A 12815-nucleotide genomic window follows, 5' to 3' on the forward strand; every position below is an offset into this window, starting at 1 on the left:
ATTGCGCCGTGATTTCAACAGCTTTTATATATTTTATGAATTTTCTCATAACAGTTCTTAAACTATCTGCCGTAAACCATCCTGATCCGTTCCATGGCCTCGGCCGTATTCGCTTTAGTTCCAAAAGCCGTGAGACGGAAAAAGCCTTCACCGTTTTTACCGAAACCGCTTCCCGGTGTTCCGACCACATGGGCTTTATCGAGTAAATCGTCAAAAAACTCCCAGGATTTCATCCCATCCGGACACTGCATCCAGACATACGGGGAATTTTTTCCTCCCACATGCCAGATTCCAAGGGATGTCAGAGTGTCCGTGATAATCCCGGCGTTTTCCTGATAGACATCCAGATGTTTCCTGCACTCTCTCAGCCCTTCCGGTGAAAATGCGGCCTCTGCCGCTCTCTGTACCGGATAGGAAACCCCGTTGAATTTCGTTGTCTGACGGCGGAGCCACATTTTGCTGACAGACATTCCACCTCTCATGAGTTCCTCCGAAATCACAGTGTAACCGCAGCGCGTTCCGGTAAAGCTTGCCAGTTTTGACAGCGAGCAGAACTCGACGGCGCATGTCTTTGCGCCTTCTATTTCGAAAATACTTCTCGGCAGGCTGTTATCGAGTATAAAGGATTCATAGGCTGCGTCAAATAAAATCACTGCGTCCTGTTCATTGGCGTAATCAACCCATTCCTTCAGCTGTTTCCTGTTATAAACGCCGCCTGTGGGGTTATTGGGGGAACAAAGGTAAATTATGTCTGCCCTCTGTCCCTGGGGCGGCAGCGGCAAAAAGCCGTTATCCACATTCGCATCCAGAAATACTATCTTTCTCCCTGCCATGATATTCGTATCCAGATAAACGGGATAGACGGGATCCGGGATAAGTACGGTATTATCCTGATCAAACAGATCCAGGATATTGCCTAAATCGCTTTTGGCGCCGTCGCTGATAAAGATATCGCTCGCCGCAGTATGCACCCCGATACTTTCATAGTAGGCACAGATTGTGTTCCTGAGAAAATCATATCCCTGCTCCGGGCCATACCCATGGAAAGTCTCCGCCTTCCCCTGTTCTGCTGCCGCCTTTACGAAAGCCGCCGCCGCTTTTTCACAAATCGGAAGCGTAACATCCCCGATTCCCATACGGATAATCTGAGCCTGCGGATGTAAGGCAGTATATTCTTCAACCTTTTTTGCGATTTTTGAAAATAAATAGCTTTCCGGCAGATTTTTATAATTTGAATTAATTTTCATTAACTTTCCTCCTTTTGTATCAGTTGAGTTTTTGATGTGGCATTTATAAATTCGCGAAACAGCGGGTGTGCCCTGTTGGGACGGCTTTTAAATTCAGGATGGTACTGTACTCCCACATAAAACGGATGGCCCGGCACCTCCATGGCCTCCACCAGGTTCCCGTCCGGAGACTGGCCTGAAAACACGGCTCCTTTTGCCGTATACTCGCTGCGGTATCTATTATTAAACTCATAACGGTGGCGGTGTCTTTCGCTGATTTCTTCCGACATATAGGCATGCTCCATTTTTGTTCCAGGCGTAATCCTGCATGGATAGGCTCCCAGCCGCATAGTTCCGCCCTTCTGCTCCTGTCCCATCTGCTCTTCCATCAGGGCAATAACCGGATGGCTGCTCTCCGGGTCAAATTCACTGGAGTTGGCATCCTCGTATCCCAGAACGTTCCTTGCAAATTCAATTGCTGCAATCTGCATTCCAAGACAAATTCCAAAATACGGCACCCTATTGGTCCTTGCATATTCCGCCGCCGCTATCATTCCTTCCGTACCGCGGATCCCAAAACCGCCGGGTACCAGGATACCGTCTGTTCCGGCCAGAAGTTTCGGGGCTGTGACCCGTGTCAGGCTCTCGCTGTCGATCCAGTTGATATTCACCCGCACGCCGTTTTCCCAGCCTGCATGGCGGAGCGCCTCGGCGATGGAAAGGTAGGAATCATGGAGCTTAACATACTTTCCCACCAGGGAAACCGTCACTTCTCCGGTACTGTTTTTGATACGGTCAAGCATCTCATTCCACTCGCTCAGATCGCATTTTTTTTGTCTGTCCGAAATTCCCAGCTCACGCATCGCAATCTCTGCCAGTCCTGCATTTTCCAGCATTATCGGAGCCTCATAGAGAACGGGCAGCGTCAGATTTTCAATGACACAGTCCTCCTTTACGTTGCAGAACAGGGCGATTTTCTTCAGGATTGACGGCTCCACCGGCCGGTCACACCGTGCCACGATAACATCCGGCATAATTCCGAATGACTGGAGCTGTTTTACGGAATGCTGGGTCGGCTTTGACTTATGTTCCCCGGATGACTCCAGGTAGGGAATCAAAGTCACATGGATGAAGAGACAGTTTCCACGGCCTGCCTCGTGGGATACCTGACGGATCGCCTCAAGAAACGGCTGGGATTCTATATCACCAGTCGTACCGCCGATCTCAGTAATAACGATGTCTGCGTCCGTCTGTTCCTGCACATGATAGATAAAAGACTTAATTTCATTGGTGATATGGGGAATAACCTGCACCGTCTCCCCCAGATATTCGCCTTTTCTCTCTTTATTTAATACATTCCAGTAGACTTTACCCGTCGTAAGGTTGGAATACCGGTTCAAATCCTCGTCAATAAACCGTTCATAATGTCCCAGGTCCAGGTCTGTCTCCGCACCGTCTTCCGTCACATAGACCTCTCCGTGCTGGTAGGGACTCATCGTACCGGGATCTACATTGATATAAGGATCCAGTTTCTGGGCGGCAACCTTGAATCCCCTCGCTTTTAAAAGGCGTCCCAGAGAAGCCACCGTAATTCCCTTGCCAAGGCCGGATACGACACCGCCGGTTACGAAAATAAATTTTGCCATCTGCTTTCCTCCTCTATAATCGTTATTATTTACGGCCCCGCAAAAAAACGCGGTTCCGCGAACGGTAACCTTTAATCTGCATGTCCCTGAAGCACATATCCCGGAATATGGATATCCTCCGCATTTTTTATCTGCCGCGCTTCATCCTGATCTGCCGCCCCATGGACAATATGGGCGATATCGATCAGTTCCACATTATCTTCATCGTATTTACTTTCCAGACTCAGCGCCAGAACTGCCGCCGTATCAAGGGAGGTAAGGCAGGGAATCCCAAGCTCCACCGCTTTTCTTCTAAGCCTTACACTGTCTCGGTCCGGCTGGCGGCCCGTGACCGATGTTGACAGCACATAGCTGATCCGCCCCTTCTCCATTACGGAAATAGTAGTCTCCTCCCCTTCGTCCGCTTCCTTCGGTTTTTTCACGATGGTAGAGGAAATGCCTGCGCTGTTCAGCTTTCTGGCGGTTCCTTCCGTTGCATAGATGGTAAATCCCATAGAGACGTATGCCTTTGCAAGCTCTTTTAAGTCTTTTTTATCGGTATCGCGGACACTGATAAGGATTCCGCCGTTTCTCTTCATATAATAACCAGCGGCGATCATTCCTTTGTAAAGAGCCTCCTCCATGGTTCCCGCAATCCCCAGAACCTCACCTGTGGATTTCATCTCCGGCCCAAGCTGGGTATCGACATCGGACAGCTTCTCAAACGAGAAAACGGGTACCTTTACCGCATAATACGGAGATGAGGGATAAAGACCTGTTTCATATCCCATCTCATTTAATTTTTCACCCATCATAATCCTGGTAGCCAGCTCCACCATCGGAACCCCCGTCACCTTGCTGATATAAGGAACGGTTCTAGATGAACGCGGGTTTACCTCTATAATATAAATCGTATCCTCATGAAGAACATATTGAATGTTAATCAACCCTTTTGTCCCCAGGGAAAGGGCAAGGCGGATCGAATAATCCACAATCCGGTCCTTCTGGCTCTCCGTCAGCATAAAGGCGGGATATACGGCGATAGAGTCACCAGAATGGACGCCGGCGCGCTCAATATGTTCCATAATTCCGGGAATCAGGACATCCTCCCCGTCGCAGATTGCATCGACCTCCAGCTCGGTCCCCATCAGGTATTTGTCGATCAGGATGGCATTTTCTATTTTGTGTTCAAGGATAATCTTCATATATTCATGGATATCCGCATCCTGATACGCTATGATCATGTTCTGGCCGCCGAGTACATAGCTTGGACGCACCAGAACGGGGTATCCCAGCCGGTTTGCCGTCGCAATTGCCTCATCCTCCGTATAAACGGTATCGCCAGAGGGCTGTTTCATATTGAGTTTTTTCAATAATGCATTAAACCTTCCCCTGTCCTCGGCCATATCGATACTGTCGGCCGGAGTTCCCAGTACCGGGACCCCGTTCTCCACCAGACATTTCGTCAGGCGGATAGCCGTCTGTCCTCCAAAGGCCACAACAGCGCCGGCCGGTTTTTCCACCCGGATAATGTCCATCACATCCTCCGGCGTCAGCGGCTCAAAATAGAGCCGGTCGGCCACGTTGAAATCAGTGGACACCGTCTCCGGGTTATTGTTGACAATGACCACCTCGTACCCTGCGCGCTTCAGTGACCAAACGCAGTGTACCGACGCATAGTCAAATTCAATTCCCTGGCCAATGCGGATTGGGCCGGAACCGAACACCATGACAACCTGTTTTCCCGCCGCATGTTCCATGATGAACGGCCCTGCTTCATCTTCCTCGCCGTAGGAACTGTAAAAGTATGGTGTGCTGGCGGCAAATTCTGCGCTGCAGGTGTCCACCATACGGTAACATGCCGGGATATGTTTCAGCTCTGTCAGACCGGTCATCTCTTTAATGACCCGGTCCGGGAAACCGTACTGCTTTGCTTCCATATGAAGCTCTTCTGTGAACAATTCTCCCTGCATTCTTCGCTCCAGCGTCAGCAGGTGTAACAGTTTATTTAAAAACCACTCGTCAATCCCGGTCAGTTCGTGAAGCCGTTCCACCGTCATGCCGCGCTTCATGCTCTCATATACGGCGAAGAGACGCTCATCGTCCTGGGAAAGAATTTTCTGCTCCAGCTCTTCCCCTGTGAGAGGCTCCATCTTTTTCATATTCAGGCTGTCCTGGGAAATCTCCGCTCCCCTGACTGCTTTTAAAAGAGCCTGCTCAAAGTTCCTGCCGATCGCCATGACCTCGCCGGTTGCCTTCATCTGTGTCCCCAGCTTCCTTCTGCCATATACGAATTTATCAAACGGCCACTTTGGAAATTTGACCGCCACATAGTCAAGGGCCGGCTCAAAGCATGCCATCGTCTCCCCCGTCACCTCGTTCGGAATCTCATCAAGACGGTAGCCGACGGCTATTTTCGTCGCCACCCGGGCAATCGGGTAACCGGTGGCCTTGGATGCCAGGGCGGAAGAACGGGATACACGCGGGTTCACCTCTATTACCGCATATTCAAAGCTCTCGGGATTTAATGCAAACTGGCAGTTGCAGCCGCCTTCTATCCCCATCGCCTGAATGATATTGAGGGCTGCCGAGCGCAGCATCTGATACTCCTTATCGGCCAGAGTGACTGCCGGAGCGATAACGATGGAATCGCCGGTGTGGATTCCCACCGGATCGAAATTCTCCATCGAGCAGACGGTAATCTCGTTGCCGACGCTGTCGCGCATTACCTCAAACTCAATCTCCTTCCATCCGGCAATGCATTTTTCCACCAGTATCTGATGAATCGGCGACAGGCGGATCCCCGCCGTGGCAATCTCATCAAGCTCTCTCCTTGTCTTTGCGATGCCTCCGCCCGTTCCGCCCAATGTAAAGGCAGGCCTGACGATAACCGGAAATCCTATTTTTTCTGCAAAAGCCATTGCCGCATCCACTGTCGTTACCACTTCAGACGGAATTACCGGTTCCCCGATTTCTTCCATCGTATCTTTGAAGCACTGTCTGTCCTCCGCTTTATCAATCGTTTCCGGGGATGCTCCCAGCAGGGTGACGCCGCGGCTCTCGAGAAATCCCTCCTTTGCCAGCTCCATTGAGAGGGTAAGGCCGGTCTGTCCTCCCAGAGTGGACAGAATGCTGTCCGGCTTCTCTTTATCGATAATCCTCTTTACCACTTCAAGCGTCAGAGGTTCAATGTAGACCTGATCCGCAATGGCGCTGTCTGTCATAATCGTGGCCGGGTTCGAATTCACCAGCACCACCTCAAGCCCTTCCTCCTTCAGTGCACGGCATGCCTGGGTCCCTGCGTAATCAAATTCCGCCGCCTGCCCGATCACGATGGGGCCGGAACCAATCACCATAACTTTTTTTAGGTTTTTATTTAACGGCATGACGCTTCCTCCTTGTATTTCTCCATCATCTTGATAAACCGGCCGAATAATTCTTCCGTATCTTTCGGACCCGCGCATGCTTCCGGATGAAACTGAACGGTGAAGGCAGGTATATCACGATAGGTAATGCCCTCGCAGGTTCCGTCGTTGACGTTGATAAAAGTCTCCTCTGCTCCGGCCGGAAGTGACTCCCTCAGTACTTCATAGCCATGATTCTGACTGCTGATATAGATACGGCCTGTCTCCAGGTCCTTGACAGGCTGGTTGGCCCCTCTGTGCCCGTATTTCATTTTGCCTGTCTTTGCCCCTCTGGCAATGGCCAGAAGCTGGTGCCCCAGGCAGATTCCGAATATCGGCCTCTTGGCCACTGCCAGTTTTTTCAGTTCTTCTATAACACGGGCGTTGTCCTCCGGATTGCCCGGACCGTTGGACAGCATAATTCCATCCGGATCCAGGTTCAGAATTTCATCAGCCGTAGTCGATGCAGTCGCATCATAGACATCACAGCCTCTCTTTGTAAGTTCTCTCAAGATATTTTCCTTTGCGCCGAAATCCCATAATACTACCCGGTAATCCGCTTTCCCCTTTGTCTTAATGAGATGGCAGCCGGCCGGTGTCACGCTCTCAACGGCAGAAGTAATGCGGAAATTTCGTATTTGCTCCAGCTCCTCCGGCCCGTACGGCGGCTTTTTCACGGTCAGCCTTCCGTTCATGGAACCGTATTCACGGATAGTCTTTGCCAGCTTTCTGGTATCTATTCCGTAAATGGCGGGAACCTTTCTTTCTTTAAAAAAAGTGTCAAGATTACCGCTGCTCCTGAAGTTGGAGGGGTCCTGACACCATTCTTTTACGATATATGCTGATAAGTATACTTCTTTGTTTTCAAAATCCTGCGGGATCACTCCGTAATTGCCAATCATTGGAAACGTCTGAACGACTATCTGTCCATAATAGCTGGGATCCGTGATTGTCTCAAGGTATCCTGTCATTCCGGTCGTGAACACCACCTCTCCGGTCACTTCGTCTAAAGAGGCTCCAAATCCTTTTCCTTCAAAATATTTGCCGTTTTCCAAAAGAAGATATACCGTTCTTTCCATCCTGTCACCATTCCTTTCACCTGTGCTTTTATCCTCCAGAAGCTTTACTTCTATTTTGTACAGCAGCAGCTTTCTCATACATATGCAATCTTCGCAGAGCGTTTTTTATTTCATAGGACGTACTTTTTTAAATGAAATGAAAAAAAGACGTCCATGAGGCCAAACCTCATGAACGCCCTTGTTCATTTCTGGTGAATTATAGCATAGAGCGAAATCTGCGTCAATAATAAATTTTAAAATTTTTATAATATTTAACCTGACGGATCATGTATCGGATCACGCGCTCCGGCTTGTTACGGTTGTTCCTCACAGGAGCCCGGCAGGGAAGGCAGAATGCTCTCCCGATGTCTTCTGTAATAGATAACTCCGGCCGCATCGGCCAGAATCCAGCCGATTGGAATTGCCGCCCAGATACCATCCACACCCACCGGTCCGGCCAGCGCATATGCTAAAAGTACGCGGGTTCCAAGCGATATCACGGTAAGCACTACAGACATAGCAGGCGCTTTTACCGCGCGGTAGAATCCATACAGAAGGAACAGACAGCCGATTCCCCAATAGAATGCTCCCTCAATTCTGAGATAACGCACTCCGGCCGCCAGTATATCCGTTTCATGCGGCTGGACAAAGATAAGCATAAGCTGTTTTGCCGACAACAGTACCAGTGCGGAAATCAGTACGCAGAACAGCACAGAGGTAACCGCCGCCTTTTTAATCCCTTCCCGGATGCGTTCATGTTTACCGGCTCCGTAGTTCTGGGACACAAAGGTTGAAAACGCATTTCCGAAATCCTGCACCGGCATATAAGCAAAGGAATCTATTTTGACAGCCGCGGCAAAAGCCGCCATAATGACAGGCCCAAAGCTGTTGACGAGACCCTGTACCATCAGAATACCGAAATTCATGACGGACTGCTGCACGCAGGTCAGCACCGACAGCTTCCCTATATCGCGGAGAATCTCCGGATTACGGCAGAAATGCCGCCTTGCGGGCCTCAGCTCTTTACAGCAGAACACCGTATACAGGAATATTCCGGCACCGGATACATACTGGGCAATCACCGTAGCCGCTGCCGCGCCCCCGACGCCCCAGGAAAACCGCAGCACAAACAACAGGTCCAGCGCGATATTGAGCAGGGCTGAGACGGCCAGAAACACCAGGGGCGTAACCGAGTTGCCAAGGGCTCTGAGCAGGCATGCAAAAAAGTTGTAAAGGAATACGGCGGCCAGCCCGATGAATATAATCCACAGGTATTCGCGCATCAGAGCATATACCTCATCCGGAACGCGCAGAAAAATCATTATCGGATCAAGCCACAGATAGACCGCTATGTACAAAATTACCGTCAGCAGAGAAATCAGGCCGAATGCCTGAACAATGCCGGCCCGCAGCCGTTCCCGGCTGCCCTGTCCCTGATAGATGGCGAATAAGGCTCCCGCTCCCATTGACATTCCTAAAAGGATCGAGGTCAGAAATGTCATAAGCGTGTAGGCCGATCCTACCGCCGCCAGTGCATCGCGGCCAAGAAACTTTCCGACAATCAATGTATCCGCAATGTTGTAAAACTGCTGCAGCAGATTCCCGGCTATCATCGGCAGGGAGAATACGAGCAGTGTTTTTGTTATATTTCCTTTCGTTAAATCACGATACATACCATCACCTGTTAATTTTATAATTTCTATATGTCATGAATAATAGCATATAAGATAACAATACGCAATCATTTTCTTTCAATTTGACACGATGTAAATGTTATGATATTCTGATTAAAAGAACGATTATTATGAGGTGATGCGATGTACTTGAGCGGATTAGACGAGCTGGACCAGAAGATATTGCAGCTGCTTATTGAAAATGCCCGGTATTCTTATTCGGAAATAGGGGAGAGAATAGGAGTTTCACGTGTTGCGGTGAAAAGCCATATCAATGCGCTGGAGGAACAGGGCATCATCGAGGAATATACGGCGGTTATTAATCCCCACAAGCTCAGCGGGGCGATATCCTGTTATTTTGAAATAGAGACAAAACCGAAGACTTTCTCTGAGGTTACGCAGATGCTGTATTCCTGCCCTGTCGTCACGCAGATATACCGGGTAACGGGAAACTGCCGGCTGCATGTACATGCTGTCGCGGCAGGTCAGGACGAGATGGATGGATTCATCTCCGGAACGATAGACCGGCTGCCCGGAGTCGTTACCATCAGTACGAATGTGATTTTGTCGCGTGTTAAGGATATTAAAGGACTGCGTCTGTAAAAAGAAGGGACGGGAGAATTATGAGTGAAGTATTGGAATTTGCATGCAGAAATGATTTTAGAAACTGGCTCCGCGAGAATTGCCTGTCCGACGCCGGTGTCTGGCTGCTGTTCGGCAAGCCGGGCGGACCGCAAACAGTGAAAGCTGATGAGGCTCTTGAAGAAGCCCTCTGCTTCGGATGGATTGACGGCCAGATGAAAAGCATGAATGAAACATCTTATCGGAAATATTTTTCACTGCGCAGGGATAACAGTAAATGGTCGGAAAAGAATAAAAAGCTGGTGGAACAGCTTGAAAAGCAGGGGATTATGACCGACTACGGCAGAAAGAAAATAGAAGAAGCCAAAAAGAACGGCCAATGGAACGCGCCGAAAGCTCCGGCAATAACGGAAGAAGAGATTGCCTCTGTCGCTGCTCTGCTGGAAACCCATGAACCTGCCTTCACTAATTTTCAGGCCATGCCGCCGTCCGTCAAAAAGACTTATACACGTGCTTATTTGGATGCAAAAACAGAGGCCGGACGGGATAAACGCCTGGCTTGGATGGTTGAGCGGCTGAATAAGAATTTGAAGCCCATGTAAAATAATCTGCGGCTTCACGATAACCTGCAGTCTCCGCGCACAGGCCACTGCCATCGATATGAAGAAAGAAGAGGAACCAGATTACTTAAAAACACAGGTTCCTCTTCTTTCTGTACTGTTTCTATAAAGGATCTCACCCAATCAAACTGGTCAAACTGCCAATCTTCTCAATCCTGCATTCCACCTTATCCCCTGCCTTAAGATACTTCGGCGGCTTAAATCCAACTCCTGCTCCTGCCGGTGTTCCTGTCGAAATTACGGTTCCCGCCCTCAGCGTCATTCCCTTCGAAAGCTCGCTGATAATATGGGCTATCCCGAAAATCAAATCGCCGGTATTGGCGTCCTGCCGAATCTCTCCGTTAACTCGTGAGCTGATGGAAAGCCTGGGAGGAAATTCAATCTCATTCGCCGTCACGATCCACGGTCCCATCGGGGTAAATCCATCCAGACTCTTACCAAAGTACCATTGTCCATGGTGATTCTGCATGTTTCTTGCGCTGATATCATTAAGAATTGTATAGCCGAAGATATACTCGCCGGCCTTCTCCTCCGGCACATCCTTGGCATCTTTTCCGATGATGACCGCAAGCTCCGCCTCATAGTCGAGGCCATCCACCAGCCCCGGATAGGAAGGAATCGTCTCTTTATCGCCCGATGCGCGGTTGACTCTCTTTCCAAAATAAACGGCATACTCCTGTTCTTCTTTATAAGCTCCTTTCAGGAAATCACTGCTTTCCTTCAAGTGATCCATATAGTTAACACCCAGACATATGATATCCTGCTCCGGATTCGGGATTGGAGCCAACAGTCTCACATCCTCCAGAGGGGTAGCGCCTCTGATCTCCGCCTCGTAGGGCTGTTTGCCTGCTATATGCTCGGCAAGCTGGATCTCCGAATCGCTGATTTCACGAATCAGCTCCTTCATATCCCGGTATTCCATCCCAATGGCTTCTACAGGATAAATCCACTGCTCATCATCGCTCAGGATTCCAAGCCTCTCCCTGTCATCTATCTGATACGTCAACACCCTCATTTCATTTCCTCCATATTATCAAGCTCTTCATTTCTAAAAAGCTGCCGCCCCATCCTGCAAATGGAAAAGGCCGGCAGCTTCGCCTTTGAAACTGTTCTTCTTTTATCTGATTTTCTCAGGAAAACCCACTTTTTTCTGAACTTTTCTCAGTGTCTTATTGGAAAAATACTGCGCCTTCTCGGCATTGCCCTTGATTACGCCGTCAATATAATCTTTGTTTTTAGAGAGATCGGCAAAACGCTCCTGAAGCGGCTTCAGCACAGAGACTACCGCCTCGCCCACCGCAAGCTTAAAGTCGCCGTAGCCTTTTTGGTCAAATTCCCTCTCTGTCTCCTGTGCCGTTTTTCCGGTACATGCACAGTAGATATCAATCAGATTCTTGATTCCGGGCTGCTCTTCACTGTAGCGGACGCAAGCCTCCGAATCAGTTACCGCGCGTTTGAACTTCCTGATAATCGTATCGGGATCATCCATCAGATAGATGCTTCCGTTCGGATTTTCATCCGATTTCGACATCTTCTTAGACGGATCCTGCAGACTCATTACCTTCGCTCCCGCTTTTCCGATATATGCCTCCGGGACAGTAAATACATCACCGTAAATATTATTAAAACGAATAGCAATATCTCTTGTCAGCTCCAGATGCTGCATCTGGTCAATTCCTACCGGAACCACATCCGCCTGGTACAGCAGGATATCCGCCGCCATCAGGACCGGATAGGTGAATAGTCCGGCATTGATATTGTCAGCATGCTTTGCCGACTTATCCTTGAACTGGGTCATCCGGCTCAGCTCGCCCATATAAGTAAAACAGTTCAAAATCCATGCAAGCTCTGCGTGGCCGCTGACATGAGACTGATAATAAATACAGTTTTTTTCCGGGTCAAGCCCTGCCGCAATATAAAGCGTCAGAAGCGTTCTGGCCCTCTTCCTCAGTTCAGCCGGATCCTGGCGCACAGTGATGGAATGCATATCCACTACGCTGAAAAAGGTCTGGTATTCATCGCTGATGGTAACCCAGTTCTTTAAAGCTCCCAGATAATTGCCAAGTGTCAGGTTCCCTGTGGCCTGCATGCCGCTGAATAATGTTTTTTTACCGTCTAACATAATCTATCTCCTTCTAATTCAATTCGCCTTGTAAGTCTTCCTGTTCTGCCGCAGTTTTGCAATAACCGCTCTTTCCAGAGTATGTGCGTTTTTGTAACCAACCGCTTTGTACCACTCACATGGTATTATGTTTTGTATTATGTTTTGTATTATGTTTTGTATTATGTTTTGTATTATGCTTTGTATAATGTTTTGTGTCATTCGACGTTATTTTCTGAAAATACCTTCTTATTATAATACAGAAGCTTTCCTCTTGCAAGCCGGGCTTTCAGATTTTTCCATCGGAAAAGTTAAAATCCGTTACTGTTCACACGGTTATGTCCCGCGAGGTGTTTTCGTGTGTTTTCTGCGCGAAAATCCCGAGTTACACGGCGCGGAACTGCGTTTTATGCAGTTTCTGTGCATCGCGGAGCGTGTTACAGTTCGCAGCGCGCCGCTTTCTGGCGGAGTGTGAACTGTAACTAAAATCCTTAGCTGACTTGAAAAAGTAAATTCCAGTGCAAAG

At 49.0% G+C, this 12815-nt stretch carries 9 protein-coding genes; 2 read left to right on the forward strand and 7 right to left on the reverse strand.

Annotated elements, in window-relative coordinates; translation table 11 throughout:
• Positions 1 to 62: 62 nt before the first annotated feature.
• The 5 genes from CLOSYM_RS20600 to CLOSYM_RS20620 all read right to left on the reverse strand — a co-directional run bounded on the left by CLOSYM_RS20600 (position 63) and on the right by CLOSYM_RS20620 (position 8986).
• The gene (locus tag CLOSYM_RS20600) at positions 63 to 1247 is read right to left on the reverse strand and encodes an LL-diaminopimelate aminotransferase (protein ID WP_021643658.1); all 1185 of its coding nucleotides are present in this window, start codon (positions 1245 to 1247) and stop codon (positions 63 to 65) included.
• Positions 1247 to 2872 carry a CTP synthase gene (locus tag CLOSYM_RS20605; RefSeq protein ID WP_021643659.1) on the reverse strand — a complete coding sequence of 542 codons (1626 nt, stop codon included), beginning with the start codon at positions 2870 to 2872 and terminating at the stop codon, positions 1247 to 1249. Before CLOSYM_RS20605 ends, CLOSYM_RS20600 begins: the two co-directional genes overlap by 1 nt.
• Before the next feature lie 71 nt (positions 2873 to 2943).
• On the reverse strand, positions 2944 to 6237 hold the full coding sequence (carB, locus tag CLOSYM_RS20610) for a carbamoyl-phosphate synthase large subunit (protein ID WP_021643660.1): 3294 nt from the start codon (positions 6235 to 6237) through the stop codon (positions 2944 to 2946).
• Positions 6228 to 7334 carry a carbamoyl phosphate synthase small subunit gene (locus CLOSYM_RS20615; protein ID WP_044903051.1) on the reverse strand — a complete coding sequence of 369 codons (1107 nt, stop codon included), beginning with the start codon at positions 7332 to 7334 and terminating at the stop codon, positions 6228 to 6230. The genes carB and CLOSYM_RS20615 overlap by 10 nt, the downstream gene beginning before the upstream one ends.
• A 293-nt stretch (positions 7335 to 7627) precedes the next feature.
• Positions 7628 to 8986: an MATE family efflux transporter gene (locus CLOSYM_RS20620; RefSeq protein ID WP_003506529.1), complete on the reverse strand. Its 1359-nt coding sequence runs from the start codon at positions 8984 to 8986 to the stop codon at positions 7628 to 7630.
• Positions 8987 to 9130: 144 nt separating this feature from the next.
• Between CLOSYM_RS20620 and CLOSYM_RS20625 the strand changes: the two genes are divergently transcribed.
• Together CLOSYM_RS20625 and CLOSYM_RS20630 are read left to right on the forward strand one after the other, a co-directional pair.
• Entirely contained in the window at positions 9131 to 9589 is a 459-nt protein-coding gene (locus CLOSYM_RS20625) for an Lrp/AsnC family transcriptional regulator (protein ID WP_021643662.1), read from the forward strand.
• A gap of 20 nt (positions 9590 to 9609) precedes the next feature.
• Positions 9610 to 10170, forward strand: coding sequence for a YdeI/OmpD-associated family protein (locus CLOSYM_RS20630; protein WP_021643663.1), 561 nt, complete (start codon positions 9610 to 9612; stop codon positions 10168 to 10170).
• Positions 10171 to 10303: 133 nt separating this feature from the next.
• On the opposite strand, the gene CLOSYM_RS20635 is transcribed toward CLOSYM_RS20630, so the two are convergent.
• Complete coding sequence (locus CLOSYM_RS20635) at positions 10304 to 11203, reverse strand: fumarylacetoacetate hydrolase family protein (RefSeq protein ID WP_021643664.1); 900 nt, start codon at positions 11201 to 11203, stop codon at positions 10304 to 10306.
• A 102-nt stretch (positions 11204 to 11305) separates the two neighbouring features.
• Positions 11306 to 12310, reverse strand: coding sequence for a tryptophan--tRNA ligase (trpS, locus tag CLOSYM_RS20640; protein WP_003497259.1), 1005 nt, complete (start codon positions 12308 to 12310; stop codon positions 11306 to 11308).
• Positions 12311 to 12815: the final 505 nt, after the last annotated feature.

This window comes from [Clostridium] symbiosum ATCC 14940 (assembly GCF_000466485.1).
GTDB classification, from domain to species: Bacteria; Bacillota; Clostridia; order Lachnospirales; family Lachnospiraceae; genus Otoolea; species Otoolea symbiosa.

Excerpts from the sequence above, each read along its gene's own strand:
- CLOSYM_RS20625 (WP_021643662.1), top strand. The coding sequence starts at position 9,131 with ATGTACTTGAGCGGATTAGACGAGCTGGACCAGAAGATATTGCAGCTG.
- CLOSYM_RS20630 (WP_021643663.1), top strand. The coding sequence starts at position 9,610 with ATGAGTGAAGTATTGGAATTTGCATGCAGAAATGATTTTAGAAACTGG.
- CLOSYM_RS20615 (WP_044903051.1), bottom strand. The coding sequence starts at position 7,334 with ATGGAAAGAACGGTATATCTTCTTTTGGAAAACGGCAAATATTTTGAA.
- CLOSYM_RS20635 (WP_021643664.1), bottom strand. The coding sequence starts at position 11,203 with ATGAGGGTGTTGACGTATCAGATAGATGACAGGGAGAGGCTTGGAATC.
- CLOSYM_RS20620 (WP_003506529.1), bottom strand. The coding sequence starts at position 8,986 with ATGTATCGTGATTTAACGAAAGGAAATATAACAAAAACACTGCTCGTA.
- carB (WP_021643660.1), bottom strand. The coding sequence starts at position 6,237 with ATGCCGTTAAATAAAAACCTAAAAAAAGTTATGGTGATTGGTTCCGGC.
- CLOSYM_RS20605 (WP_021643659.1), bottom strand. The coding sequence starts at position 2,872 with ATGGCAAAATTTATTTTCGTAACCGGCGGTGTCGTATCCGGCCTTGGC.
- trpS (WP_003497259.1), bottom strand. The coding sequence starts at position 12,310 with ATGTTAGACGGTAAAAAAACATTATTCAGCGGCATGCAGGCCACAGGG.
- CLOSYM_RS20600 (WP_021643658.1), bottom strand. The coding sequence starts at position 1,247 with ATGAAAATTAATTCAAATTATAAAAATCTGCCGGAAAGCTATTTATTT.